Source organism: Thauera sp. GDN1 (assembly GCF_029223545.1).
GTDB lineage: Bacteria > Pseudomonadota > Gammaproteobacteria > Burkholderiales > Rhodocyclaceae > Thauera.
Genome location: NZ_CP097870.1, coordinates 1,083,758 through 1,109,490, shown reverse-complemented (window position 1 = coordinate 1,109,490; position 25,733 = coordinate 1,083,758). Strand labels below are relative to the sequence as shown.

Here is a 25,733-nt window from a genome sequence, read left to right as displayed (position 1 = left end):
GTGAATGGACTGCCAGGGCGCTAACCTTTTGTCGGACCAAGCCCCAGGCCGGTTCGCCCGCGTGCGGACCGGCCTTTCTCCTGCTCACCCGGCCGCCATGAACAACACCACCCTGCTCCACCACCTGATCGCCGCCTCCGCCCGACGCGCGCCGGACGCCCCGGCGCTGAGCTTTTCCGGCGCCACGCAGCGCTACGCCGAACTCGACGCCGCGGTCGGCCGCTTCGCCAGCGGCCTCCTCGGCCTCGGCCTGGAGCGCAGCGAGCGCGTCGGCATCTACCTCGACAAGCGCCCGGAGACGGTCACCGCCTTCTTCGGCACCAGCGCCGCCGGCGGGGTGTTCGTGCCGGTCAATCCGATCCTCAAGGCCGAGCAGGTCGGCTACATCCTGCAGGACTGCAACGTGCGCGTGCTGCTGACCTCGCCCGAGCGCTTCGCCACCCTGCGCGACACGCTGGCCGGCTGCCACGACCTGCGCCACGTCGTGCTCACCGGCAAGGTCGATGTGCTGCCCGAGCTGCCCGGCGCCAGCGTGCTGCGCTGGGACGAGCTGTGTGCCGCGCCGCCCGCCGCCGGTCATCGCGTCATCGACACCGACATCGCCGCGATCCTGTACACCTCGGGCAGCACCGGGCGGCCCAAGGGCGTGGTGCTGTCGCATCGCAACATGGTCGCCGGCGGCAAGAGCGTCGCCCAGTACCTCGGCAACCACGCCGGCGACACCCTGCTCGCCGCACTGCCGCTGTCCTTCGACGCCGGCTTCTCGCAGCTCAGTACCGCCTTTCACAGCGGCGCGCGCGTCGTGCTGCTCAACTACCTGATGCCGCGCGACGTGCTGAAGGCGGTGGAAAAGGAGCGCGTCACCGGCCTGACCGCGGTGCCGCCGCTGTGGATCCAGCTCTCGCAGCTGCAGTGGCCGGAGACCATCACCGAGCACCTGCGCTACATCGCCAACACCGGCGGCCGCATGCCGCTGGAGACGCTGACCACGCTGCGCGGCATGCTGCCGAAGACCCGGCCCTTCCTGATGTACGGCCTCACCGAGGCCTTCCGCGCCACCTTCCTGCCGCCGGAGCAGGCCGACGTGCGCCCCGACTCGATCGGCAAGGCCATCCCCAACGCCGAGATCATGGTGCTGCGCGAGGACGGCAGCGAATGCGCGCCCAACGAACCGGGCGAACTGGTGCAGCGCGGCGCGCTGGTCGCGATGGGCTACTGGAACGACCCGGAGAAGACCGCCGAGCGCTTCAAGCCCCTGCCCGCCAAGGCCCCCGGCCGCCAGAGCGGGCTGGTGCTGCCCGAGATCGCGGTGTTCTCCGGCGACACCGTGCGCCGCGACGAGGAAGGCTACCTGTACTTCATCGGCCGCCGCGACGAGATGATCAAGACCTCCGGCTACCGCGTCAGCCCGACCGAGGTCGAGGAGATCCTCTACGCCACCCGGCTGGTCGGCGAATGCGCGGCTTTCGGCGTGGCCCACGACACCCTCGGCCAGAGCATCGTCGTCATCGCCACCCCGCCCGCCGGCGGCACCCTCGACACCGATGCCCTGCTCGCCGAATGCCGCATCCGCATGCCGGCCTACATGGTGCCGGGGCGCATCGAGGTGCGCGACGGCCCGCTGCCGCGCAACCCCAACGGCAAGATCGACCGCAAGGCGCTGGCCACCGAACTCGCCGGCTGAGGCCCTCCCCTGTGGGAGCGGCGGCAGCCGCGAACATTGCGGCTGCGTTCGAAGCGGGTGGATATCGAGGATCGAATTTCGCGGCTGCCGCCGCTCCCACGGAAGCACGACAGCCTCGAGGTCGTGACCGGGGATGCGGATGCCACCCGCCCTGCCTATGATGAGTTTCATGAAAGCGCTCGTCCTGGCCCTCGGGTGGGTCTCCTCCTTCGCCGCTGCACAAGCACAGGCAGCGGTGCTGCGCGTCGGCCCCGGCGAAGCGATCACCCGCATCGCCGACGCCGCCAAGCGGGCCAAGGACGGCGACATCGTCGAGATCCTGCCCGGCGAATACCGCGGCGACGTCGCGACGTGGCGGCAGAAGCATCTCGTCATCCGTGGCGTCGGCGAGCGCCCGGTGCTGATCGCCGACGGCAGGATCGCCGACGGCAAGGCGATCTGGGTGATCGCCAACGGCGACTTCGTCATCGACAACATCGAGTTCCGCGGCGCGCGCGCGACCGATCACAACGGCGCCGGCATCCGCTTCGAGCGCGGCCGGCTGGAGGTGCGCAACAGCGTCTTCCTCGACAACCAGAACGGCATCCTCACCGCCAACTTCGACGATGCCGAACTGGTGATCCGCGACAGCGTGTTCGCCCGGGCGCCGCGCGAGGGCGCCGACTTGCCCCACCTGCTCTACGTCGGCCGCATCGGGCGCTTCGAGCTCAGCGGCAGCCGCTTCCACGACGGCTACCGCGGCCATCTGCTGAAGTCGCGCGCGCGCTACAACGACATCCGCTACAACCTGATCTACGACGGCCCCCAGGGCGAAGCCTCCTACGAGATCGACCTGCCCAACGGCGGGCTCGCCTTCGTCGTCGGCAACATCGTCGGCCAGAGCGCCGGCACGCAGAACCCGGTGGTGGTTTCCTACGGCGCGGAGGGCGATGCCTGGCCGGAGAGCGCGCTCCATCTCGCCCACAACACCCTGCTCAGCGACCGCCACACCGGCACCCTGTTCCTGCGCACCTGGCCCGACAGGCTGCCCGCGGACGTGGAGATCGTCGGCATCAACAACCTCAGCGTCGGGCTCGGCAGCCTCACCCTGGTCAACGGCGGCGACTACCGCGGCAACCTGCCGCTGCCGCCCGGCGCGCTGCAGGACCCGGCCACGCTCGACTTCCGCCCGCTCGGCGCCGGCCTGCTGCGCAAGCTCACCACCCCCGCCGGCAGCGCACGCGGCGTGTCGCTGCAGCCGGACGCCGAGTTCGCCCTGCCCATCGGCACCCGCCCGCTGCCCCCGCCCGCCGACTGGCTGCCCGGGGCGGTGCAGCTGGGGTACTGACCAGCGCGCGCCCACCTGTCCGACAGTTCACTGACAATCCCTGCGGCATGGAGCATCATTAAATAGGTTGGATGAAACGCGGCCCGGCATCGGGGTCGAGGGAGAGAGTCGTGCGCGAACGATTTAGTGGGGTTCTCGGCACGCCGGAAGCGGCGGCCGCCCTGCCCGCGGACATGGCGCGGCTGCAGTTTCCCGCCGGGGCGGTGGCCTGCCAGGCCGAGGTCGGCACCTACCAGGAAGGCGGACGGTTTTACCTGGCGCTCGGGCGGCCGCGCTTTCATGACGATGCGCTGGAGCAGGCCAACACCCGCCTGGGCGCGGCGGCGGCCTGGGCGCAGGCCTTCGCCCGCTTCGGCGACGACGCGGTCGGTCAGGCCGCGGGCCGCTTCTGCGTGGCGATGATCGCCGACGACGGCCGCGAGGCCGTGCTCGCCACCGACCGCTTCGGCACCTGGCCGATCTGCTATGCCGAGCGCGACGGCCGCCTGCACTTCTCCGACCGCGCCGACACGGTCCCGGGCGTGGAGCGCCACATCGCCCCGCAGTCGGTGTTCGAATACCTGTTCTTCCACATGATCCCGGCGCCGGCGACCATCTTCGACGGCATCGCCCGCCTGCCCCACGGCCACCTGCTCAAGTGGCAGGACGGCAAGGCCGAATGCCGGCGCTGGTGGAATCCGCAGTTCGACGAGGACGCCGCCCCCGGCTTCGACGAGGCCAGGGCGCGCTTCCTGCAGATCGTCCAGGACGGCGTGCGGCGCGAGGCCGAGGGCGCCAGCGTGGGCTGCTTCCTCTCCGGCGGCACCGACAGCTCCACCGTCACCGGCATGCTGTGCAAGGTGCTCGGCCGGCCCGCGCGCGCCTACTCGATCGGCTTCGACGCCAGCGGCTACGACGAGATGGCGTACGCGCGCATCGCCGCGAAGCGCTTCGGCGCCGAGCATCGGGAGTACTACGTCACCCCCGCCGACCTGGTCGACGGCATCCCCAAGGTCGCCATCCACTACGACCAGCCCTTCGGCAACTCCTCGGCGCTCCCGGGCTGGATCTGCGCCAGGCGCGCGCGCGAGGACGGCGTCGAGCGCATGCTCGCCGGCGACGGTGGCGACGAGCTCTTCGGCGGCAACAGCCGCTACGCCAAGCAGCGCGTGTTCGGCTGGTACGACGAGGTGCCAGGCCTGCTGCGCCGCGGCCTGCTCGAACCGGCGCTGGCGCTGCCCGGCATGGACCGCATCCCGGTCGCGAAGAAGGGCGTCAGCTACGTCGAGCAGGCGCGCGTGCCCATGCCCGACCGCATCCACATGTACAACATGCTCCTGCGCCTGGGCATGGACAACGTGTTCGAGCCCGACTTCCTCGCCCGCGTCGACACCGGCCGGCCGAATGTCGAGCAGCGCGCGGTGTGGCAGGCGACCAATGCGCGCTCGCACATCAACCTGATGCTCAACTACGACTGGAAATACACGCTGGCCGACAACGACCTGCCCAAGGTCATCGGCACCACCCAGCTCGCCGGGGTGGATGTGGCCTTCCCGCTGCTGTCGGACGAGCTCGCCGACTTCTCCACCGGCCTGCCGCCCGACTGGAAGCTCAAGCGCCTGACCCTGCGCTGGTTCTTCAAGGAGGCGCTGCGCGGCTTCCTGCCCGACGAGATCATCGCCAAGAAGAAGCACGGCTTCGGCCTGCCCTTCGGCGTGTGGGCCTGCCAAGATGCGGGGCTGAAGGCGCTCGCCGCCGATGCGCTGGGCAGCTTCCGCCAGCGCGGCATCGTGCGCCCGGGCTTCATCGACGCGCTGCTGACGACCCACCTGCCCGCCCACCCCGGCTACTACGGCGAGATGGTGTGGATCCTGATGATGATGGAGTTCTGGATGCGCGGGCATTCCGATGGCGTCCGCCTCGATTGATCCGCTGCATTGAACGCCGGCGCCTGCTCGCCCACAATGGCGGCAACGCATCAGGAGCCTCGCCATGGGACACGCACGGGAAGCCGCACCGCTCAATCGCCAGGCCTACCTCGACTGGGAGGCCCAGCAGCCGGACAAGCACGAGTACATCGCGGGAGAGGTGTTCGCGATGGTGGGGGTGCGGCAGAACCACGCGCTCGCAGCCGGGGCCATTTACGCACGCCTGCGCAGCCATCTTGCGGGGAGCCGCTGCCGCAGCTTCATCGCCGACATGAAACTCTTCGTCGCCGAAGCCGACGCCTACTTCTACCCCGACGTGATGGTCACCTGCGACGAGCGCGACCGCCGCGCGGAACTCGCGATCGAGCACCCCAAGCTGGTCGTCGAGGTCCTCTCCGACTCCACCGCAGCCTACGACCGCGGCACCAAATTCGCCGCCTACCGCAAGCTCGCCGACCTGCAGGAATACCTGCTGGTCGACATCGACCAGCGCCGCCTCGAACTCTATCGCCGCGAAGCCGACCACTGGATCCTGCTCGAGAGCGAGGGCAGCGGCCCCGCGCTGAAACTGGAGAGCGTCGACATGGCGCTGTCGCCCGCCGAGGCCTTCGAGGATCTCGACGAGCAGCCCTGAAGACACCCGTTTCTCCGCGATGCTGCCCACACTTCCCCTTTCGGCGGGCAGCCGACGACAACGACAATACCGCCCATGAATCCCCTCCCCACCCCCGACACCGAAGCCATCCGCAGCGCGCTGCGCCTGGTCATGGACCCCGAAGTCGGCATGAACATCGTCGATCTGGGCCTCATCTACAAGATCGAGAGCCAGCCCGGCGCGCTCTACATCGAGATGACGATGACCTCGCCGGCGTGCCCGATGGCCGACATGATCCTCGACGACATCGACCGCATCCTCGACCCGATGGTGCCGCCCGAGGTGGACATCCGCGTGGAGATCGTCTGGGATCCGCCCTGGAGCCCGGAGAAGATGGCGCCCGAGGCGCGCGAGCACTTCGGCTGGAAGCGATGAACACCCTGCCCCCGCTCGCCCGGGTGCCGCTGCTGGTGCTCGGGCTGGCCTCGCTGGTCACCGGCGTGCTCGCCGGGCTGGCGCGGGTGGGCGTGAGCGTGCCGGATTTCGGCGCCATGCAGGCCGGCAGCCATGCGGCGCTGATGATCGGCGCCTTCTTCGGCACGGTCATCAGCCTGGAACGTGCGGTCGCGCTCGGCGGTCTGTGGCCCTACCTCGGGCCGGCGCTCGCCGGTGGCGGTGGCGTGCTGCTGATGCTGGGCGGTCCGCTGGTGGTCGCGCAGAGCCTGCTCCTGCTCGCCTCAAGCGTGCTCGTTGCCGGCAGCGTGGTCGTCACCCGGCGGCAGCTGGCGCTGTTCACCGTCATGCTGGCCATCGGCGCGGCGTGCTGGCTCACCGGCAACCTGGTGTGGATCGCGGGCGGCAACCTGCATGCCGCCGTGCCGTTCTGGCTCGCCTTCCTGGTGCTGACGGTGGCCGGCGAACGCCTGGAGCTCACCCGCTTCCTGCCCGTGCGACCGGCGGCGGCGCCCAGCTTCATCGTCGTCAGCGGGGTCATCCTCGCCGGCGCGCTGGTCGCATCGTTCGGGATCACCGACACCCTCGGGTCGACACTGTTCGCCGCCGGCCTGCTCGCCCTCGCCCTCTGGCTGCTGGTGTTCGACATCGCCCGCCACACCGCCGGCCAGCACGGCCTCACCCGCTTCATCGGCATCTGCCTGCTCACCGGCTACGTCTGGCTCGGCGCCGGCGCCATCGCGGGCCTGGGCGGCGGCTTCGCGCCCGGCCATGCGCTGCACGACACCGCGATGCATGCGATCGCGCTCGGCTTCGTGTTCGCGATGGTCTTCGGCCACGCGGCGATCATCTTCCCGGCCGTGCTCAAGGTGAAGATTCCCTATCACCCCTTCTTCTACGTGCCGCTCGCGCTGCTCCACCTCTCGCTCGCGCTGCGCGTGTTCGGGGGCCTGGGCGAGAGCCTCGCGCTGCGGCAGTGGGGCGCGCTCGCCAATGCCGCCACGCTGGCGGTCTTCATCGCCACCATGATCGCCAGCGTCATCCGCGGCGCCCGCCAGCCCGCCGCCCGCAGCACGCGCCGACGTGCGAGCAGCGCGACCAGATAGCCCGCGCCGCCAGCCACTACAATCCCAGCCAGCCTGTAGATCCCCGAGCGCACCATGACCGAGACCCGCCAGCCGCCCGTCCACGCCCCGATGTCGCAGTTCCGCAGCGCAGGAGGCGAACTGCTGATCAACGGCCAGCCGATCGGCCGCATCGCCGCGCGGGTCGGGCGCACGCCCTTCTACGCCTACGACCGCAGCCTGCTCGACGCGCGCGTGGCGCAGCTGCGTGCCGCGCTGCCGGCGGCGGTCAAGCTGCACTACGCGATGAAGGCCAACCCGATGCCGGCACTGGTGTGCCACATGGCGCGGCTGGTCGATGGCATCGACGTCGCCTCGGCGGGCGAGCTGCTGGTCGCGCTCGACGCCGGTGCCGATCCGCAGGAGATCAGCTTCGCCGGCCCCGGCAAGACCGAGGCCGAGCTGCAGCAGGCGGTCGCCGCCGGCATCCTGGTCAATGTCGAATCCTTCCGCGAGCTGCCGATCCTGGCCGCCGCGCAGCAGGCACTCGGGCTGCCGGCGAGGGTCGCGGTGCGCGTCAATCCGGATTTCGAGCTCAAGGCCTCGGGCATGAAGATGGGCGGCGGGCCGAAGCAGTTCGGTGTCGATGCCGAAGAGGTGCCCGCGCTGCTGGCGGAAATCGGTCGCGCCGGGCTCGCCTTCGAGGGCTTCCACCTCTTCGCCGGCTCGCAGAACCTCAAGCCCGAGGCCATCGTCGAGGCCCAGCAGAAGAGCTTCGCCCTCGCCTGCCGGCTGGCGGAACACGCGCCCTCGCCGGTGAAGTTCCTCAACCTCGGCGGCGGCTTCGGCATCCCCTATTTCCCGGGCGAGCAGCCGCTGGACCTCGCGCCCATCGGCGCCAATCTCGCCGACATCGTCGCTCAGGCCCGCAGCGCGCTGCCGCAGGCGGAGATCGTCATCGAACTCGGCCGCTATCTGGTCGGCGAGGCCGGCCTCTACGTCGCGCGCGTGCTGGACAGGAAGGTCTCGCGCGGCCACACCTACCTGGTCACCGACGGCGGCCTGCACCACCACCTCTCGGCCTCGGGCAACTTCGGCCAGGTCATCCGCAAGAACTACCCGGTGGCGATCGCCAATCGCATGGACGGCAGCGCAACGGAAAACGTCTCGGTGGTCGGCCCGCTATGCACCCCGCTCGACCTGCTCGCCGACCGCATGAACCTGCCCGCCGCCCAGCCGGGCGACCTGGTGGCGATCTACCAGTCCGGCGCCTACGGTGCCACCGCCAGCCCGCAGCGATTCCTCGGGCATCCCGGGGTGGTGGAAGTGCTCGTCTGATCGGCAGCGCGGTTCGCGGGCAGGCCTGCGAACCGTCGGCGCGCCTTCAAGCCTTGCGCGATCCGGACACGGGCGGAATGCGCACCCCGCCCCGCTGCTCGCCTGCCGAAGAGGCGAACCGCGATGCACCATCCTTGAAAGGCATCAGCACCCGGCAGACCACCTCGAACGGCACCCCCGCCGACTCCAGGGTCTCGGCCGCCTTCGGCAGGGACATCATGCCCCCGCCGACCGCTCGCGTGGTCAACTCGATCAAGCGCCGCAGCGTGTGCCGCGTCCGCTGTTCCATCATTCAGCCCCTTCAGAAAAGAGGGAACCGATCGACCGGCTCAAGCAAGTCCAGCCGGCAATCATGCAGAAGGCGTTGTTCTCGTCTCCCTTGTGCCGATACGACAAGCAAAAATCGTTCGCAGACGCTCCAAGCTGACAACAAAAAGCGTCAAATCATATAGTTGCGCGCAAAATAAAACCCGACCACATCCGGCAATCGGCACATCGGAATCGAAAATGTAAAAATTCCCGACACCTGTCGGCGGCGACCGCCACGGGCTGCACCAACGCGGTCGACGTCTACCGCCCGCGCGCGCCCCTCACCCCCAGCGCCGTAAACATCAGCAGGAAGGCCAGCGTCGCCAGCCGTGGCGCATCGACCAGACTGTCGAAGGCGCCCACGATGAAGAAGGCGCTCAGGCCGCCCAGCAGGGGCGGAGCCAGGGGATGGGTAGCGCCCCGCCCCAGCGTCAGGCGCCACACCGCCGCCGCACACAGCAGCGAGAACGCCACCAGCCCCATCCAGCCCTGCTCCACGAAGAAGTGCAACCACAGGTTCTTCGCGTGCCAGGGCAGGTGGTGACGGTCGCTGGTGAAGAACCAGTAGTCCGCCCCGTGAGCGAAATGCCCGTTGTCCAGCAACTCGCGCCCACGCCCATCGACCAGGCTGATGTCATCGACCTCGAGCAGTGCACGGCTACTGTTGGCGATCGAGAACACGGTCAGCCGCGGCACCCCCGATCCACCCAGGCGACCGGGATCCAGCACCAGGTGCTGCGTCGTCCACGCGCCCCCCTTCGGCACGCGAATCCGCCCCCCCGTGCACCCCGCCTCGTACAGCAGATGCTTGCGGCACACCTCCACCGTCAGGCGCGCATCGGCCTCGGGCGCACGCACGCGCACCGCCAGTTGCAGGGGCGCGATCAGGCCCGGCGACACCCGCTGCGACACCCGGTACAGTTCGCCAAAGCCCAGTACATGCCGCGGCGCGCCGAGCTTGAGATAGGTATTGCCTGCATCGAAGCCCAGGCCGTGCGAACCCGGAAACACCCCCTCCGGCGCCTGCCAGAAGTAGGCCTCGGCGAACTGGCCCACGCCAACGCCCAGCCACTGCGTCCCCTGCCCCGAAGGCAGGGACGCCGCGTAGGACCAATGCGCAAGGCGACCCTCCAGGTCGGCGGCGGCACGCTCCATCCGGGTCGCCGCGTAATAGGTGTTCAGGCTCACCACCACGATCGTGATCGCCCCCAGGCACATCGACACCAGCACCCAGCCATGCGGCGTCGGCCGCCAGCAGCGAGCGGGCCGAATGCGCACCCAGGCCAGGGGCAGAAACAACCACAGCGCACAGAACATGGCCGGCAACAGGCCATCCGACTCGGCCCAGTACTGGCTCACCAGCACCGCATTCGCCGCCAGCCATCCCAGCAGGGCGATCACCACGCCCGTGACCCAGCGCTCGAGCGCGCCCGGCCAGCGGCTGAACAAGGCCACGCCCAGCAGCATGGCATTGAGCGCGTACGCCAGATACACCCCCTTGGGCACCATGAGCATCGCCGCCACACTCGCCACCGCAGCCGCGAGGGCCAGCACCACCGCCCCGCCGAGCGCCCGCGCCGACGCCACCGCCACGACCGGCGCCGCGCCGAACACCGCCAAGGCCAGGCCCAGCATCGCCCCCGCGCCGCGGTAGCCGCCAGTCTGGAACCCCCCTGCCAGCAACCACAGCAGCACGCCCGCATAGGCCAGCCACCCCAGCAGGCTCGTCACCGACACCCGCCACGCGCCGTGCCGCAGCATCGCCAGCAGCAACACGACCACCCCGACCGCCAGCCCCAGATACAACCCGCGCGAAAACGTCGTAAAGCTCGCGTACGCCAGCACGCCCAGCACCGCCAACCCGATCCACAGCGCTGGCGCCTCCCAGCCCGCATCCCGCTGCCGCAGCACCCACCACAACGCCACCGGCACCGTCAGCGCCAGCCAGCCGTCCAGCGTGGCGCCGCCCACGTTCATCTCCCAGAACAAGGCCGTGGTGCGGTAGTCGCTCGCGAAGTCCGACAGCCCGGTAAAGGCCCAGCGCTCCCACACCGCAGCCAGCGACACCAGCACCGCCCCCGCCACCAACCCCCACACCAGGCAGCGCGTCGCCGCCTGCGGCCGATCGCGCAAGGCCTGCGCCAGCAGCGGCAGCAACAGCACCGCCCACACGAAGCCCTTTGCCACGCGCGGTCCGTTCAGCGCCGTGCCGTAACCGATCAACAACGCCGCATCGCGCGCCGCCGCCCCCACGGCCGACCACTGCGTCGACACCATGTAGCTCAGCCCGAGCAAGCCCACCAGGGCAATCTGGATCACCCCGAAGCGCCAGGCCCGCCCGCCGCCGGCCTCCACCGCGGCCCCCATCCGACCTGCCGCCGCCAGCATCGCCTGCACGCTGCCCGCGAGCAGCGCGCTCATCACCAGCGCGTCGCTCTCGGTCAGATGGATCGCCCCCGACCATCCGGCCAGATCGACCACCGGCGCCAATGACGGCAGGCACAGCAGCCAGGCATCGCGCCGCACGCTCATCAGTGCCAGGAAGGCGATCGCGATTCCGCCTCCGATCGCTACGCCAAACGGATGTCGCAGCGCAAACACCGCGAGCCCCAGCGCGCCGCACAACGCGAGCAGGATCCAGCACGCCAACGCCAGGGAACTGCCCCTGCTCCTCGAATCCGTCCGCATATGCCGCCGCCCGCGCCTTGTTCGACCGACTCTCAGTCTAGCCAAGATTTCAAACCACCATCACACCCCCGTAACGCCGTTTTCATCCCGCCCGCCTAGCTTCGAGCGCATACACCACTGCGGAATCGAAGCGGATGAAACTGAGCATTTTCGGCACCGGCTACGTCGGACTGGTCACCGGCGCGTGCATGGCGGAAGTCGGCCACACCGTGGTCTGCATAGACGTCGATCAGGCCAAGATCGACAAGCTCGAGGCGGGCGTCATCCCGATCTGGGAGCCGGGCCTGCAGCCGATCGTCGAGCGCAACATCGCCGACGGGCGGCTGCGCTTCACCACCGACGTGGAAGAGGCGGTCAAGCACGCCGAGGTCCAGTTCATCGCCGTCGGCACCCCACCCGACGAGGACGGCTCGGCCGACCTGAAGTACGTGCTCGCCGTCGCCGAGGGCATCGCCCGCCACATGCCGCGCTACCGCGTCATCGTCAATAAATCGACCGTCCCCGTCGGCACCGCCGACAGGGTGCAGGCCAAGATCGAGCAGATCCTCGCCGAGCGCGGCGAAGAGATCCCCTTCGACGTCGTCTCCAACCCCGAATTCCTCAAGGAAGGCGCCGCGGTGGGCGACTTCCTCAAGCCCGACCGCATCATCATCGGCACCCGCTCGGCCAAGGCGCAGGAGCGCATGCGCGAGCTCTACGAGCCCTTCAACCGCAACCGCGAACGCGCCCTGTTCATGGACGTGAAGAGCGCCGAGCTCACGAAGTACGCCGCCAACGCGATGCTCGCCACCAAGATCAGCTTCATGAACGAGCTCGCCAACATGGCCGAGCTGCTGGGCGCCGACATCGAGGAGGTGCGCAAGGGCATCGGCGCCGACCCGCGCATCGGCTACCACTTCATCTACCCCGGCTGCGGCTATGGCGGATCGTGCTTCCCCAAGGACGTCCAGGCGCTGGGCCGCACTGCCGACCAGATCGGCTACGAGGCCCCGCTGCTGAAGGCGGTCGAGGCGGTCAACAACCGCCAGAAGACCACCCTGTTCGCCAAGCTCGCCCGCCACTTCGGCGGCGCCGACAAGCTCGCCGGCAAGACCATCGCCGTCTGGGGCCTGGCCTTCAAGCCCAACACCGACGACATGCGCGCAGCCCCCAGCCGCACGCTGATCGAGGCGCTGTGGGCCGCGGGCGCCAAGGTGCAGGCCTACGATCCGGTGGCGATGGACGAGATGCGGCGCATCTACGGCCCGCGCAACGACCTGGCGCTCGCCAGCAACAAGTACAACGTGCTCGAGGGCGCCCACGCGCTGGCGATCTGCACCGAGTGGCAGCAGTTCCGGGCACCCGACTTCGACGAGATGGAAGGCCTGCTGCGCAACAAGCTCATCATCGACGGCCGGAATCTCTACAACTCGGACCGCCTCGCCAACGACGGCTGGCATTACTACAGCGTAGGCCGCAACCAGCCCGACTCGACCCAGTAATGCGTCACCAGCAGCGCATTCGAAGCAAGGCCCGCAAGCAAGCCGGCCTCACGCAAGAAGAAGTCGCAGCCCGCATGGGCACGACGAGAAGCGCGTCATCACAACTCGAGGCCTCGCTGCGCAACGACAAGCACTAGCCGTCCTTCGCCACCCTGCGTAAATACGCCCACACCTACGGCAAGCGGCTGATCATCAAGATGGTTTGAACACCACCATGGGAGCGGGCTTGCCCGCGAATGCAGCGACTCGATGCCCCAATCATCCGACACCGTGCTTATCCGGCGGCAATCCCATCTGGGCATGCACTGATCAGGGCACTTCCTCGCTTACACCGATTCGCATTCTTACGAAATTAAATGGTGCTAAGCTACCTCAAGGCTTTGCCGGAGGACGCAAGCTGCGGCCCGCGATTGGTGATGATGGGCTCGTGATTGCGTAAGCCATGAAAATCAAGCGCGAGAGGACTTCAAGCGAGAACGACGAGTGCGTGGCTTTCAACCTGGCGCTTCGTCAGACGAGGCGCGGCGCAACGTCGCTCTCGCCCGCGGTTACACCTGCAGTCGTGGTCGGTCTTTGTGCGCACGGCCTGGGGATCGTGCGCGAGCTTGCTCACGCCAAGGTTCCCGTCATCGCACTTGAATCGAACATGGCGCTTCCCGGTGTGAAGACCCGGCTTGCCCAAATCCGCCGCGTGACGGATATCAACAGCCCCACCCTCATCGATGATCTCGACGCCCTTGCGAAAACCTTGGGGCCGGACGTGCACCCCGTGCTGTTCCTGACCAATGATCGAATGGTTCAAGTCCTGGGCGAAGCCGCACAGCAGCACATTAGCCGCAGATTCCGGCTCTCATGGGCACACGCTGCTACGCGCCTGCTGCCGCTGCTGAGCAAGAGTGAAATCGAGGCGCGCTGTGCCGAAACGGGACTGAACTACCCGAAATCCCATCTGGCTCACACGCTGGATGAGGTGCCGATCGCTCTGGCTGGCCTGCGGTTCCCCGTTATTGCGAAACCCGTGCAGCCCCTCTCCGCGTTCAAGACGCTCATCGCACAACAACCAGAAGACCTGCCCGCCGCTCACAAAAAAATTGCATCGAGCCTCCCCGTCCTCCTCCAAGAGTTCATCCCCGGAGGCGACGATCAGATTCAGTTCGGAGCCCTCTACCTCGACCACGGAAAGATCATTGCCCGCTTTGAGGGCCGTAAGCTCCATTCAAGGCCAATGGGGCACACAACCATCGGCATCTCCGAGCCAAATGATGAAGTGCACGCACTCACAGCCCGGTTCTTCAGCGGCCTCGATCTCTCCGGCCCAGTCTCCCTCGAACTCAAGCGGGCAGAGGATGGCTCCTTCTGGGTAATCGAGCCCACCGTCGGGAGGACCGACTTCTGGGCCGGCTTGTGCAGCGCCAATGGCGTACCGCTTGCCGTAATCGAATACCTCACGGTCCTTGGGCAACCGGCTCCAATATCTACCCAATTCGTACATCGAACCTGGATCAACGGCGAACGCTTTCCGGGCGCACTGCTCTGGCTCCTGATCCATCACCCGACTCGACTACGCGAGGGAGCCCGTGGCGTCTACCTTGACTATGATGACCTAGCTCCGTTCGTCTGCGCCACGCGGCAGTCAATAGTCAGCATCCCCGGGAGAGCGATGCGCAAGGCATGCCGACAGTTTGGATTCAGTTCACGTAAGGACACCTAAGTGAACATTCTCCTCACCTTCGATGTCGAGATCTGGTGTAACGGATGGGCGATGCTGGAGCGCGACTTCCCGGCGAGTTTCGAGCGCTACGTCTTCGGCCGCTCGGCAGCAGGCGATTTTGCATTGCCAAAAACCCTGGAAACCCTCGCTCGGCACGGACTTCGGGGTGTGTTCTTCATCGAGCCTCTCTTTGCAGCACGCTTCGGCATCGAGCCGCTGGCAACCATCGTTAGGCTCATCCAGCAAGCAGGACAGGAAGTGCAGCTTCATCTCCACCCCGAGTGGACGGATGAAGCCAAATCGCCATTGCTGCCAAACGTCACCGCCAAACGCCAGCACCTTTCCTTTTACAGCAGGCAGGAGCAAGAGGCACTCATCGGGCATGGGCTACGGCTGTTGCGCGAAGCCGGCCAGGCAACAGCCCCTTCTGCGTTTCGCTCGGGCAGCTTCGCCTGCAACGAAGACACGCTCCCTGCAGTTGCGGCAAATGGCTTGCGGTTCGACAGCAGCATCAACCGGACACTGTCTGTATCCTCGCCCGGCGCCATACAACCCCAATCAGCCGGCCTCTGCGAGCCTTTCACGGCAGGCAACGGACTCGAGGTTTATCCGATGACGCTTTTCCGAGATGGGTTTGGGCATCTGCGTCATGCTCAGATCGGCGCTTGCAGTGCGCGCGAACTCATACAGGCCATGCAATGCGGACACGCAACCGGTTGGTCGTCGTTCATTGCGCTTTCGCACAACTTCGAGCTCATGGTCCCGAAAAAATCCAAACCCGACCCGATCGTCGTCCGGCGCTTTGAAGCCCTGTGCAGTTTCCTGGCCAGTAATCGCAACACCCTGCCGACGGTGGGCTTCAATGACCTGACGCCATTGCCAGATACCGTGCACGGGCTACCTTTACCGCACACCAGCGGGGTCTCGACCGCCATTCGCTACGTCGAACAATCCCTGCGCCGACTGCACTGACCCCGATGAATACAGCCCAATGGCACCCGTTCGAGTACGCGCTCAAATACCGTCTCGGCGAGATCACCCTCGGTCAAACCCGCTTCAGCGTGCTGCGCAAAGTTTTCTCGCTTGACCAGATACGCAACTGCAACGCTCCCCCTGAACCTCCCCCGCTCCCCGCGGAACTCGACGGCTACCTTCTGGCCAACGCGCCCAGCGAAGACGCTTCGAGCGCAGTTGAACGCGAAGATGGATACATCAGCTATTCCCTGAAATCGTACACGCGGTCCTACATCGACATGACCGGGGACTTCGACGCCTATCAGGCCAAGTTCTCGAGCAAGACGCGCTCAGGCATCAGTCGAAAGGTGCGCAAGTTTGCCGATCACGCAGGCGGCCTCGACTTTCGCTGCTACAAGGGGCCTGCAGAGCTTGCCGAGTTCTTCAACCTTGCCCGACCGGTCTCCGCCGACAGCTACCAGGAGCGGCTGCTCGACTGCGGCCTGCCCGACAACAAAGACTTTATCGATGACGCAATCCAGGCCGCGACGCGTGACGAGGTGCGCGCCTTCCTGCTGTTTGCACAGGGAGAACCCGTCTCCTACCTCTACTGCCCCGTCGATCAGGGGATCCTCCAGTACGCCTACCTCGGCTACCGCCCGGAGCACAGCAAACTGTCGCCCGGCACCGTACTGCAATGGCTCGCAATGGAAAGCCTTTTCGCCGAGCAGCGCTTCACGGCCTTCGACTTCACCGAGGGCGACTCCGAGCACAAGCGCTTCTTCAGCACACATCAGATCCCATGCACCATTGAACTCTTGCTCCGCCCCACCCTGGCCAATCGGATCAAGTTGGGACTTCACCAAGGCATCAGCGCGGCATCGGACACTGCAGTAAGAGCGCTCGATCGAATAGGCCTCAAGCAGCGAATCAAGCGCTGGATTCGGCGTGCTGCATGACAGCAGCCACCACACACGTTCAGCAAGTGCGCAAACAGAAACCCAGAAGCGGATAACCAGCAGGCCTCCGCCAGCGGACCACCAGAGTATTGAGGATCACCACAAGATCCATGCGCCCCGCAGGGCGCATTCCACCTTTCTGCAAGCCTCTTTGCGAAGCTGTGTTATCGGGACTCGTCTCGGCAACGATGCGCACAAAACCATGGCTACGGGCGATCTCGGCACGCGCACCAACCGAGCGCGACTGACATCCCCTGCCCCGGTAACTCGGCACCGTAAAGTCGTTGCCGATCAGGGCCGTACCATTGGCCAAACCCAGAATGCACGCCGTCTTGTTCTTCACGAAGACATAGCTGTAATGCTCCACCATCCCCGCACGAAGGATCACGAAGGCAACTACCCGCCCACGACGCAAATCTTCGAGGTAGTCCGCAACATCGCCACCGAGTTCGAGCAAGGCTTCGCAGACGTCCCGATGCGCATGCACATTCGAAGCAGTCAGCACAAAGAACTGCTCGTCGTCCATCGCACCTGACGCCGCGACTGAAGAACATTCGGCCTCGAGGATCACGTATGCCCGAGCACGATAGAGTTTGGCCAACAGGTACGACAGCGCCAGTTTCAAGCTTCACCCCCTGTCCACCGACCTATCCGTCGAAGGCTGAGCGAACTCGTTGGCCCTACTGCGCCGCGCGCCACTTTCCCGCACGCTTCAACTTTTCCCGTAGCCCAGGCAGCGGAAAACCCGCCGCATAGGCACGGTGCGCGCTCTGAAGCGCCTTTTCGTGCAGGCCGACGTCAAAGTAGGCGAGACCGAGGTTGTATTGGATGTTGCCATCACCCGAGTCCAGCGAAGCCGCCTGTTCAAGTTTGCCGACCGCCTCGGCCCTCTTCCCGCTCCGAAGCAAAAAGATCCCATGCAGCACCTTGACCATCCCATCGTCGGGCCGATAAACCTCAGCGCGCTGGTACCAGCAGGACACCGAATAGCGGACTCCGTATGGTGGATCCCTTTTCTCCTTTCTCGCCAAATCCATCATCGCTTTCAAAGCGCGATGATGGTTCGGTGATGCCCCAAGGGTGTAGGCAATATCACCCCCTGGCTTCGCTCCACTCCTGTTCCCACGTTCGAGACGCTCCACTTCTGGAGTAAAGTGCGCGCCTTCTACGATCTCCAGTTCCTTTTTATGGGTACGGTAATCATATGGACCATATCCACCGCCTATTTGGCCGCACTCCGCCGGCAATTTTTGCGCGTAAGAAGGCAAGGAATATGAAGCAAACAAGGCAAGCGCCAAGCCCAGAATCAAGTTCAGTTTCATTGCGGCTGCCCTCCTATTCATCAAGCCACTAAATCTGCCCACCCAGAGTCTCACACCAATTCAACGACAGGCTGGCCACCTCCTCACGTTGCCGGGCATTGGAAAACGTGTGGTCGACCTCGGGTAGGTGTTGCACCACATTGGCCGCCAGAAACCGCTGCCAGCCGGGATGGTTCTGACAAACCTGCTCGAACTCACGTGCCACATAGTCGCGGCCACTCAGTACGATCAAGGCCGGCTTTGCCGCACGTTGCAGGTCGGCCAGCATGCGTTCGGGCAGCGTGCCCCCCGCACTTGGCTGAGTCTGAGACGCGCCGCCACGGGCGCGCTTCATCGCAGCCGACAGCCCCGCCAACGACTGGCCCAGGCGCACGCCACCGCGCAACAACTTCAGCCAGAACGCGCGAGACAGCAAACGCTGCAGATAGTAATGCTTGAGATACGTCTGCGCCTCACCCTGGGCAGTACGCACCCACGGATTAAGCAGAATCAGCCCGCAGACCCGCGCATCGGTGGGCGCATAAAAGCACGCTGCGCTCGCCCCGTCACACAAACCCCACAGCACCACGCGGCGCAGCTCGGGCACCTGGCGAAAAAACGCATCGACCGCCGCGCGCACGTCGTCATTCACCGACTCGAAGCTGCAAACGTCGCCCGCCGAATCGCCCATGCCGCGGTAGTCGAAGCGCATGCACCCCATGCCATGTGATGCAAGGCTGCGCGCCAGCAGCACGAACTGGCGGTGACTGCCCACCCGATACTGCGGCCCGCCGACGATGACCAGCACCCCAAGCGGCCCGGCCTCACCCTCGGGTCTGCTCAACACGCCCACGAGCTCGTCCGCGCCGCAGTTAAAAAGCATGGCCTCGTCACGCACTGCGTTCACGGCATCTGCTCCAGCGCAGCCAAAGACTGCTCGATCAGCGCCGGCACCACCTCGATCTCCTGCGTCTGCCAGAACGCGCTGCCCGGCACCGGAATGGCCGACACACTAATACCCTCGTGCTGCCAGGCCGCAACGAGGCTGGCCAAGGCTGGCGACACCGCGGTCGCCTCGCCAGACGCAATCTCGAACATCGCCGCCGCAGCAGCGCGTCCCGGTGGTAAGCGCAGTGTCGCCTGCTCCAGCCCCGACACAAGCCCTGCACCCAAGGCGTAACCCGCCACCTCCACAGTCTCGCCGCGCTCGATCGCCGCCCGCAATTCGGCCATCGCCGCGCGCGCATCGGATTCGGCCAGCATCTCGTTCGCCGCCTTCAGGCGCAGGAACTGGGTCAGGTGCTGTTTGCCGTTGATCACCGGCTGCCACGCCAGCCAGGGGGCCTTGATCCCGCTGGCGCCAAGCCAGTCGCTGACCAGAAGGCTGCCGGCGCGCAGGCTCCACAGGGCCGGCGCCAGCCCGAAGCGGGCCTGCAGCCAGGCATACCCGCGCCCGACGTCATCCACCCACGCCTGCCAGCTCGCATCACCGAAGTCCCCGGCACTGTCGCCACACCCCAGGAGGTCCATCTGCAGCACCGCCCAGCCCTGCCCTGCAAAAGCGCGGGCGGCCAGCCCCACCATGCGGCGTGACTTGTTCAGCTCTTCGGCGAACGGCGGGACAAACAAAAGGGCGCCACAAGGCGCCCCCGAAGGAATGGTCAGCAAACAAAACCGATCGCCGCCCGGAGCGGACATGAAGAACGCTTCACGCCGCAATCCGGTTGCGCCCATCAGCCCAACTTGCCCTCGACGAACTCGACCAGCGTCCCCACCGTCGCGAACGAGGAGCCGTCGATCTCGTCATCCTCGATCACGAAGCCGAAGCGTTCCTCGAGCAGGTTGATCACGCCGACCACGGCCATCGAATCGAGTTCGGGCACGGCACCCAGCAGCGGCGTTTCGCGGTCGAACGCCAGCGCCCGGCCACCGAGGCTCAGAACCTCGTCGATGACTGCCAAAACCTCTTTGCTGATATCCAAAACATTCTCCTGCCGTATGCCGTTCAGCGCGCGGGTGACGCAATCGACATCGTTACTCCGAAACGGGTTGCTATTATAGGTGCCGACGCTGCTCCGCCGTGAGCGGGAGTCTAAGCCACTTCGGGCCGCTTGGCCCATCCGGGATGCCAGACGATGAAGCGCTTGCTGATGGTCGCCTTCCACTTCCCCCCGCTCGCGGGAAGCAGCGGCATCCAGCGCACCCTTCGCTTCGCCCGGTACCTCCCCGACAACGGCTGGGAGCCGGTGGTGCTCACAGCCCACCCTCGCGCCTACGAGCGCACCAGTGGCGACCAGATGCAGGACATCGCCCCCAGCCTGCGCGTGGTGCGCGCCCAGGCATGGGACACAGCCCGCCACTTCGCCTTCGGCGGGCGCTACATCGGCGCACTCGCCCGCCCCGACCGCTGGCTGAGCTGGAAGTACGACGCCATCCGCCAGGGCATGCGACTGATCCGCGAGTTGCGCCCCGCCGCCATCTGGTCCACCTACCCGATCGCCACCGCGAATCTCATCGGCCTGGCGCTACACCAGCGCAGCGGCCTGCCCTGGATAGCGGATTTCCGCGACCCGATGGCGCAGGACGGTTACCCAGCCGATCCGGTCACCTGGCGGCAGTTCAAGTCCATCGAGACGCAGGCCGTCCAGCACGCCGCCGCCATGGTCTTCACCACGCCCGGCGCTTGCGACGACTACCGCCAGCGCTACCCGCAAGCAGCCAGCCGCATCCACCTTATCGAAAACGGCTACGACGAAGCCCCCTTCCGCGAGATCGCCCCCAGCGCGCAGCCGCTCGTGCCGGGCCGCGTCACCTTGCTGCACTCGGGCATCGTCTACCCGTCCGAACGCGACCCGCGCCCACTCTTCGACGCCCTTGCCGAACTCAAGGCCGCCGCCCCCGAGCTGACCGCCCGCCTGCATGTGCGCCTGCGCGCCTGCGCGCACGAAGCCTTCGTCAACGAAGAACTCGCCCGCCGCAACATCACCGACCTCGTCGAGACCCAGCCCCCCATTCCCTACCGCGAGGCGCTGGAAGAAATGTGCCGCGCCGATGCGCTGCTCGTCATGCAGGCAGCCAACTGCAACGCGCAGATTCCCGCCAAGCTCTACGAGTACTTTCGCGCCGGCCGCCCGCTTATCGGGCTGACGGACCCGGCGGGCGACACCGCCCGCAGCCTCCGGGCAGCGGGCGTTTCGGCCATCGCCCCGCTTGACAACGCTGCCGCCATCGGCGAGCTGCTGCTGCTCTACCTGAAGAATGGCGCAGCACAAGGATTCACCCCCAAGGCCAGCTATGTGCAAGCCTGCTCGCGCCAGGCGCGCACTGCCGCCTTCGCCGGCCTGCTCGAACAGGTCGTGAAGTGACCCCCGTGCAGCGCCACCTGCCCAAACGTCCCGTACTCGACTGGGCAGACTTCGTCGGCGCCCGGCAGGCCAGCCTGCCCAGCATTGCCGACCTGCCCCATCGCCAGCTCACCACCAGCGGTCGCGCAGCCATCTACCACGCCCTCGAGCTGGCAAACCCCGCGCCGGGTGCCGCGGTGCTGGTGCCCACCTACCATTGCCCAACGATGATCGCGCCCTTCGTGCTGCTGGGGCTCGAACCCATCTTCTACGCCATCAACGCCCAAGGCCTGCCCGCACTGGAACTGATATCGGATGCGGATGCCCGCCGTGCCAACTGCCTGCTCGCACCGCACTACTTCGGCATCACCCAGTCCTTTGCCCACCTGCGCCAATGGTGCGACGCAACCGACACCCTGCTGATCGAAGACTGCGCCCATGCCTTTTACGGCAGGGCCGGCGAACGCCCCGTCGGCGCCTGGGGCGACTACGCCATCACCAGCCTGACCAAGTTCTTCCCCATCCTGGAGGGCGGGCTACTCGCCTCGGCAAGTCGCCCGATTCCCGCGCTTTCGCTTGCCCCGCAAACATTGAAGGCAGAGTTCAAGGCCGCTTTCGACATCTCGCACCTAGCCACCGCGCATGGGCGCTTGAAAGGCCTGGGTCTTTTCGTCGAGATGCTGCGCGGCAGTCGGGGCCGTAGCGGGCTAAATAGCGAGGAACAAACACCTGCCGCCGCTCCACCGCCTGCGCCAGCGCCCACCACAAGCGCATCCATGCACGACAGCGACATGGCCCGGGTCAACAGCGCTCCCCTTCGCTCTACCCGCTGGCTCACCGCGCACCTGCCGAAACAGCAAGCCTGCACCCATCGGCAACGGCTCTTTGCTCGCTATGCCGATGCGCTCTCGGCCCTGCCCGGCGCGCGCCCGCTGCATGCCGAGCTGCCAGCCAACACCGCCCCCTACGCCTTTCCGCTATGGGTGGACGACGCCGAGCGCGTCTATCACACGCTGCGCATTGCCGGCGTTCCGGTGTATCGCTGGGACAGGCGCTGGCCCGGCACGCCTCACCTCACCGGCGACCAGGGCCCACTGTGGAGTACGCACGTGCTGCAACTGCTCTGCCACCAAAGCCTCACCGAAGACGAAGCAGACTGGGCAATCGCCACCATCCGCCGCACCTTGCTAAACAACGACACCCCGCACAATGGCCGCTGACATGCCTGACCGACTGACCTGGATCACCCACCCCGCACACGAACTCGCCAGCAACGCAAAACTGCGTGAAGACTGGAACCAGCTCAACGCCAGCACCACCCGCCAGGTGTTCATGGATGCGGAGGCGATCAGTTGCGCAATCAAACACTTCGGCACAGGTCAGGAGCGCCTCTTCGTCGGCACCGCCCAGGGCCAGATCGTGTGCATGGCCGTCCTGTCGCGAATCGACGCCCTGCGCTGGTCCACCTTCCAGCCCTCGCAGATCCCGCTCGGCGCATTTCTCATCGCACCGCACGCGGGCCTCGACACCGCGTCGGCCGCGCTGCTCCGCGCCCTGCCCGCAACCACGCTCGTCCTCTCGATCACCCAGCTCGACCCGCTGTACGTTCCGCGGCCAGCCGACACCGCCACCCTACGCCTGGATGACTACATCGAAACTGGCTGGATCGAGCTCACAGGCACTTTCGAGGAATACTGGGCTGCCCGCGGAAAGAACCTGCGCCAGAACATGCGCAAACAACTCAACAAGCTCGCAGCCGAAGGCACCGTGGTGGAATTCCGCACCATCAGCGAGGCCAGTGACATGGCTGCGGCCGTTGCCCGCTACGGCGAAGTCGAAAGCGCCGGGTGGAAAGCCGAATCCGGCACCGCCATCCACCCCGACAACGAGCAGGGGCGCTTTTACACCGAACTACTTACGACTGAAGCCGCGCACGGCCGCGCCCTAGTGCATGAGTACTGGCTGGATGGCGGTTTGGCGGCGTCGAACCTGTGCCTGGTGCACGACAAGACACTCGTCGTCCTCAAGACGACCTACGATGAAAAGTACACGCAACTCTCCCCCGCCTTTCTGCTTCGTCTAGCGCAAACGCAATCAGCGTACGAAACCGGCGAAGTCGATCGGATTGAGTTTTACGGTCGCAAGCGCGATTGGCACACGCGTTGGACGGAAAAATTCCGTACCCTGTATCACGCTACTGCGTACCGGCAGGGTTGGATCCGACGACTCTCGGAACCCCGACGCGACGCCAACCCGTAACAACCAGCGCTCACAGGGTAAGCATCCCGAGCACTGGCGTCGATGTCGTCGTTTGGCGCCGCCTCTCCGAACCGAAAGCAAGGGTCTGCAGAAAACCTGAACCACTTACGAATGGGGAGAAGGCCATGGATCTCACTGCTTACCGCGCAAGCACCAGCGAACAAGAGCGAACTGACGACTTGGTGCGCCTGATGCCAAGCGCCGGAGAAATCGCACTGGACATCGGGGCAAGGGATGGCCACTTTTCACGGTTACTTGCGGAACGTTTTGGAACCATCGTCGCCCTGGATCTCTGTCTCCCGCGGTTTATGCTTCCGAAAGTTCTATGTATACAAGGCGATGTCACGAAACTGAGCTTTTCTGATAAATCGATCGACTTCATTCTTTGCGCCGAAGTGCTCGAGCACATTCCGCCTGACCTGCTGCCCTTGGCCTGCAATGAGCTTCAGCGGGTTTGCCGCGGGAAACTTCTAATCGGAGTTCCCTATCGCCAGGACCTTCGCCTGGATCGACTGACATGCTCTCACTGCAAGAAAAAAAATCCACCCTGGGGGCATGTCAATCAATTTGACGAAAACGTGATAGCGAACCTCTTCAAGAACTCCGCGATCGAATTTATTTCTTACGTCGGGCACACCCGCGCCCAGACTAACATCTTATCCGCCTTCCTAATGGATCTCGCCGGCAACCCATACGGCACCTACATGCAAGACGAACCCTGCATCCATTGCGGAAAAAAAATGCCTTTACCCCCTCCGCGCAATCTCACAAGAAAGATCCTCACGCGACTTGCCATTTTCGCCCGAAGCCTTACCCGCCCGTTCAAGAAAGAAAGGGCCAAGTGGATCCATGTGATTCTGCATCCACATTACCTGAAAGACACAAAATGAGCGTTCTTCGCGCCCTGCGCTTTACCTCAATTGCAACTGCAGTCAATTTCGTTCTTTCGCTCATCAGCGTAGTCGTTGTCTCACGCCTGCTAAAACCCGAAGAAATCGGAGTTTTTTCAGTCGCTGTATCTCTCGTTGCGTACACACACATTCTCCGTGAGTTCGGAGTCGGCCAATATTTTGTTCAATTAAAAGAGCTTACCCGAGAACACCTAAGGGCTGGATTCACCATAATGCTAGCCGTCTCCTGGACGATAGCTTTGGCTCTACTCTTGACTCGCGAACCTGTAGCAGTTTTTTATGAGCACTCGGGACTATCCGCGGTCTTTACAATCCTCTCAATCAACTTCGTCATTCTGCCTTTCGCCTCACCCATCCTGTCAATTCTAAAGCGTGAGATGCGTTTTGACCGTCTAGCCATAGTTAGCGTCTCCAACGCAGCAGTACAAGTCAGCGTCACACTTGGTACTGCAATGGCCGGCGAAAGTTACATGAGCATGGCTTGGGGCTCCCTGGCCGGAAATATTACCAATGTCGTGATGCTCTCTCTGATGCGCCGCGAGTTCGCGTTTTTGCTACCAACCACCAAAGGCTTACGCGAGGTGCTCTCCTTTGGTGGCAAGGCCAGTGCCGGCTCGCTTGTGGGTCAGTTCGAAAACAGCGGTCCCGATCTCATCCTCGGCAAGACGCTTGGCTTCGAAGCCGTAGCGAACTTTAGCCGCGGGATAAGCCTGAACAACATGATTCTAGGGAAAGTTAACGAACTGATCGGGCAGATCTTTCTGCCCGCCTTCGCGCAAGGCATTCGCCACGGCCGTCCGCCCGAAGCAATGTACTGCGACGCTATGCGGCTAATTACTGGCATCACCGTACCACTCATCGGTATTCTGACCATCCTCGCTCAGCCCATGATCTTGCTATTCTTCGGCCCGCAATGGCACGAGGCTGCCTATGTGGCCATCTTCTTGTGCATGTATCAACTCGTACTCGCCCCTGTCGCCTTCGCAAGCAACGCATTGATGGCTGGGGGCCATGCAGGTGCGGTTCTACGCAGTGTGAGCATGACTCAGGGCGCAAACCTCTGCATTCTTGCTTTTTCAATCTGGCTTAACCTCGAGACTGTCGTTTACCTTTTGCTCATCGCAAGACTGTGCAACCTCTTTTTCTTCTTCAATTCTCTCGCAATTCACTATAATTTGACACCACGGCAACTCTATCGTGCGGCCATCCCCAGCTACGCGCTTCTGCCCGCAACACTTATAGGCCCGGCCCTTGTGCTGTTGGCAGCACATTATCAAGCAACCGTATCGCCTTTTGTACCGATCGCACTTTCGGGGCTGCTTGGAGCCGTGGGCTATGTTGCCGCCTTGAGACTCTCACACCACCCCGTTCGCGAAGAACTCATCCGACTTGTACCTCCCCTCGTCTTTTTGCTAGGTCCTATCAAGCAAAGACCTGATTGACCCCAG

Annotated in this window: 23 protein-coding genes; 16 read left to right on the top strand and 7 right to left on the bottom strand. The window is 65.3% G+C overall.

The window, feature by feature from the left end:
- The first annotated feature begins 97 nt into the window (after window positions 1–97).
- From CKCBHOJB_RS05055 to CKCBHOJB_RS05025, 7 genes are all read left to right on the top strand, one after another.
- Window positions 98–1,684, top strand: coding sequence for an acyl-CoA ligase (AMP-forming), exosortase A system-associated (locus CKCBHOJB_RS05055; protein ID WP_281050926.1), 1,587 nt, complete (start codon window positions 98–100; stop codon window positions 1,682–1,684).
- A 169-nt stretch (window positions 1,685–1,853) separates the two neighbouring features.
- Window positions 1,854–3,011, top strand: a complete 1,158-nt coding sequence (locus CKCBHOJB_RS05050; protein ID WP_281050925.1) for a hypothetical protein — start codon at window positions 1,854–1,856, stop codon at window positions 3,009–3,011.
- Between the two features lie 110 nt (window positions 3,012–3,121).
- Window positions 3,122–4,918, top strand: coding sequence for an asparagine synthase C-terminal domain-containing protein (locus CKCBHOJB_RS05045; RefSeq protein ID WP_348634860.1), 1,797 nt, complete (start codon window positions 3,122–3,124; stop codon window positions 4,916–4,918).
- A gap of 64 nt (window positions 4,919–4,982) precedes the next feature.
- Complete coding sequence (locus CKCBHOJB_RS05040; protein WP_281050924.1) at window positions 4,983–5,552, top strand: Uma2 family endonuclease; 570 nt, start codon at window positions 4,983–4,985, stop codon at window positions 5,550–5,552.
- A gap of 75 nt (window positions 5,553–5,627) precedes the next feature.
- Window positions 5,628–5,948: a metal-sulfur cluster assembly factor gene (locus CKCBHOJB_RS05035; protein ID WP_281050923.1), complete on the top strand. Its 321-nt coding sequence runs from the start codon at window positions 5,628–5,630 to the stop codon at window positions 5,946–5,948.
- Window positions 5,945–7,072, top strand: a complete 1,128-nt coding sequence (locus tag CKCBHOJB_RS05030) for a hypothetical protein (RefSeq protein ID WP_281050922.1) — start codon at window positions 5,945–5,947, stop codon at window positions 7,070–7,072. Before CKCBHOJB_RS05035 ends, CKCBHOJB_RS05030 begins: the two co-directional genes overlap by 4 nt.
- A gap of 54 nt (window positions 7,073–7,126) precedes the next feature.
- A complete protein-coding gene (locus tag CKCBHOJB_RS05025; protein ID WP_281050921.1) occupies window positions 7,127–8,368 on the top strand; it encodes a pyridoxal-dependent decarboxylase, exosortase A system-associated in 1,242 nt (413 codons plus the stop codon).
- Window positions 8,369–8,414: 46 nt separating this feature from the next.
- On the opposite strand, the gene CKCBHOJB_RS05020 is transcribed toward CKCBHOJB_RS05025, so the two are convergent.
- Together CKCBHOJB_RS05020 and CKCBHOJB_RS05015 are read right to left on the bottom strand one after the other, a co-directional pair.
- Window positions 8,415–8,660 (bottom strand): hypothetical protein, encoded by a 246-nt coding sequence (locus CKCBHOJB_RS05020; RefSeq protein ID WP_281050920.1) that lies wholly within the window; start codon window positions 8,658–8,660, stop codon window positions 8,415–8,417.
- A gap of 278 nt (window positions 8,661–8,938) precedes the next feature.
- The gene (locus CKCBHOJB_RS05015) at window positions 8,939–11,326 is read right to left on the bottom strand and encodes a hypothetical protein (RefSeq protein WP_281050919.1); all 2,388 of its coding nucleotides are present in this window, start codon (window positions 11,324–11,326) and stop codon (window positions 8,939–8,941) included.
- A gap of 173 nt (window positions 11,327–11,499) precedes the next feature.
- On the opposite strand from CKCBHOJB_RS05015, the gene CKCBHOJB_RS05010 reads away from it, so the two are divergent.
- The 4 genes from CKCBHOJB_RS05010 (at window position 11,500) to CKCBHOJB_RS04995 (ending at window position 16,470) form a co-directional block, all read left to right on the top strand.
- Window positions 11,500–12,846 (top strand): UDP-glucose/GDP-mannose dehydrogenase family protein, encoded by a 1,347-nt coding sequence (locus CKCBHOJB_RS05010; protein WP_281050918.1) that lies wholly within the window; start codon window positions 11,500–11,502, stop codon window positions 12,844–12,846.
- Window positions 12,847–13,288: 442 nt separating this feature from the next.
- Window positions 13,289–14,557 carry a hypothetical protein gene (locus CKCBHOJB_RS05005; RefSeq protein ID WP_281050917.1) on the top strand — a complete coding sequence of 423 codons (1,269 nt, stop codon included), beginning with the start codon at window positions 13,289–13,291 and terminating at the stop codon, window positions 14,555–14,557.
- Window positions 14,558–15,529: a hypothetical protein gene (locus tag CKCBHOJB_RS05000; protein WP_281050916.1), complete on the top strand. Its 972-nt coding sequence runs from the start codon at window positions 14,558–14,560 to the stop codon at window positions 15,527–15,529.
- 5 nt (window positions 15,530–15,534) lie between these two features.
- Complete coding sequence (locus tag CKCBHOJB_RS04995; RefSeq protein ID WP_281050915.1) at window positions 15,535–16,470, top strand: GNAT family N-acetyltransferase; 936 nt, start codon at window positions 15,535–15,537, stop codon at window positions 16,468–16,470.
- A gap of 19 nt (window positions 16,471–16,489) precedes the next feature.
- On the opposite strand, the gene CKCBHOJB_RS04990 is transcribed toward CKCBHOJB_RS04995, so the two are convergent.
- The 5 genes from CKCBHOJB_RS04990 to CKCBHOJB_RS04970 are packed head-to-tail and all read right to left on the bottom strand — an operon-like array spanning window position 16,490 to window position 19,753.
- Complete coding sequence (locus tag CKCBHOJB_RS04990) at window positions 16,490–17,095, bottom strand: GNAT family protein (RefSeq protein ID WP_281050914.1); 606 nt, start codon at window positions 17,093–17,095, stop codon at window positions 16,490–16,492.
- 55 nt (window positions 17,096–17,150) lie between these two features.
- A complete protein-coding gene (locus CKCBHOJB_RS04985) occupies window positions 17,151–17,792 on the bottom strand; it encodes a hypothetical protein (protein WP_281050913.1) in 642 nt (213 codons plus the stop codon).
- Between the two features lie 28 nt (window positions 17,793–17,820).
- Window positions 17,821–18,678 carry a hydrolase 1, exosortase A system-associated gene (locus tag CKCBHOJB_RS04980; protein ID WP_281050912.1) on the bottom strand — a complete coding sequence of 286 codons (858 nt, stop codon included), beginning with the start codon at window positions 18,676–18,678 and terminating at the stop codon, window positions 17,821–17,823.
- The gene (locus CKCBHOJB_RS04975) at window positions 18,675–19,505 is read right to left on the bottom strand and encodes a hydrolase 2, exosortase A system-associated (protein WP_281050911.1); all 831 of its coding nucleotides are present in this window, start codon (window positions 19,503–19,505) and stop codon (window positions 18,675–18,677) included. Before CKCBHOJB_RS04975 ends, CKCBHOJB_RS04980 begins: the two co-directional genes overlap by 4 nt.
- Complete coding sequence (locus CKCBHOJB_RS04970) at window positions 19,505–19,753, bottom strand: phosphopantetheine-binding protein (protein ID WP_281050910.1); 249 nt, start codon at window positions 19,751–19,753, stop codon at window positions 19,505–19,507. Before CKCBHOJB_RS04970 ends, CKCBHOJB_RS04975 begins: the two co-directional genes overlap by 1 nt.
- A 153-nt stretch (window positions 19,754–19,906) precedes the next feature.
- Between CKCBHOJB_RS04970 and CKCBHOJB_RS04965 the strand changes: the two genes are divergently transcribed.
- From CKCBHOJB_RS04965 to CKCBHOJB_RS04945, 5 genes are all read left to right on the top strand, one after another.
- A complete protein-coding gene (locus CKCBHOJB_RS04965) occupies window positions 19,907–21,136 on the top strand; it encodes a glycosyltransferase (RefSeq protein WP_281050909.1) in 1,230 nt (409 codons plus the stop codon).
- 5 nt (window positions 21,137–21,141) lie between these two features.
- The gene (locus tag CKCBHOJB_RS04960) at window positions 21,142–22,335 is read left to right on the top strand and encodes a DegT/DnrJ/EryC1/StrS family aminotransferase (protein WP_281050908.1); all 1,194 of its coding nucleotides are present in this window, start codon (window positions 21,142–21,144) and stop codon (window positions 22,333–22,335) included.
- A 1-nt stretch (window position 22,336) separates the two neighbouring features.
- A complete protein-coding gene (locus CKCBHOJB_RS04955) occupies window positions 22,337–23,374 on the top strand; it encodes a GNAT family N-acetyltransferase (RefSeq protein ID WP_281050907.1) in 1,038 nt (345 codons plus the stop codon).
- A 125-nt stretch (window positions 23,375–23,499) separates the two neighbouring features.
- Entirely contained in the window at window positions 23,500–24,264 is a 765-nt protein-coding gene (locus CKCBHOJB_RS04950; RefSeq protein ID WP_281050906.1) for a class I SAM-dependent methyltransferase, read from the top strand.
- Window positions 24,261–25,727, top strand: a complete 1,467-nt coding sequence (locus CKCBHOJB_RS04945) for an oligosaccharide flippase family protein (protein WP_281050905.1) — start codon at window positions 24,261–24,263, stop codon at window positions 25,725–25,727. Before CKCBHOJB_RS04950 ends, CKCBHOJB_RS04945 begins: the two co-directional genes overlap by 4 nt.
- Window positions 25,728–25,733 lie beyond the last annotated feature (6 nt).

Excerpts from the sequence above, each read along its gene's own strand:
- CKCBHOJB_RS05055 (WP_281050926.1), top strand. The coding sequence starts at position 98 with ATGAACAACACCACCCTGCTCCACCACCTGATCGCCGCCTCCGCCCGA.
- CKCBHOJB_RS05050 (WP_281050925.1), top strand. The coding sequence starts at position 1,854 with ATGAAAGCGCTCGTCCTGGCCCTCGGGTGGGTCTCCTCCTTCGCCGCT.
- CKCBHOJB_RS05040 (WP_281050924.1), top strand. The coding sequence starts at position 4,983 with ATGGGACACGCACGGGAAGCCGCACCGCTCAATCGCCAGGCCTACCTC.
- CKCBHOJB_RS05035 (WP_281050923.1), top strand. The coding sequence starts at position 5,628 with ATGAATCCCCTCCCCACCCCCGACACCGAAGCCATCCGCAGCGCGCTG.
- CKCBHOJB_RS05030 (WP_281050922.1), top strand. The coding sequence starts at position 5,945 with ATGAACACCCTGCCCCCGCTCGCCCGGGTGCCGCTGCTGGTGCTCGGG.
- CKCBHOJB_RS05025 (WP_281050921.1), top strand. The coding sequence starts at position 7,127 with ATGACCGAGACCCGCCAGCCGCCCGTCCACGCCCCGATGTCGCAGTTC.
- CKCBHOJB_RS05020 (WP_281050920.1), bottom strand. The coding sequence starts at position 8,660 with ATGATGGAACAGCGGACGCGGCACACGCTGCGGCGCTTGATCGAGTTG.
- CKCBHOJB_RS05010 (WP_281050918.1), top strand. The coding sequence starts at position 11,500 with ATGAAACTGAGCATTTTCGGCACCGGCTACGTCGGACTGGTCACCGGC.
- CKCBHOJB_RS05005 (WP_281050917.1), top strand. The coding sequence starts at position 13,289 with ATGAAAATCAAGCGCGAGAGGACTTCAAGCGAGAACGACGAGTGCGTG.
- CKCBHOJB_RS04995 (WP_281050915.1), top strand. The coding sequence starts at position 15,535 with ATGAATACAGCCCAATGGCACCCGTTCGAGTACGCGCTCAAATACCGT.
- CKCBHOJB_RS04985 (WP_281050913.1), bottom strand. The coding sequence starts at position 17,792 with ATGAAACTGAACTTGATTCTGGGCTTGGCGCTTGCCTTGTTTGCTTCA.
- CKCBHOJB_RS04975 (WP_281050911.1), bottom strand. The coding sequence starts at position 19,505 with ATGGGCGCAACCGGATTGCGGCGTGAAGCGTTCTTCATGTCCGCTCCG.
- CKCBHOJB_RS04965 (WP_281050909.1), top strand. The coding sequence starts at position 19,907 with ATGAAGCGCTTGCTGATGGTCGCCTTCCACTTCCCCCCGCTCGCGGGA.
- CKCBHOJB_RS04955 (WP_281050907.1), top strand. The coding sequence starts at position 22,337 with ATGCCTGACCGACTGACCTGGATCACCCACCCCGCACACGAACTCGCC.
- CKCBHOJB_RS04950 (WP_281050906.1), top strand. The coding sequence starts at position 23,500 with ATGGATCTCACTGCTTACCGCGCAAGCACCAGCGAACAAGAGCGAACT.
- CKCBHOJB_RS04945 (WP_281050905.1), top strand. The coding sequence starts at position 24,261 with ATGAGCGTTCTTCGCGCCCTGCGCTTTACCTCAATTGCAACTGCAGTC.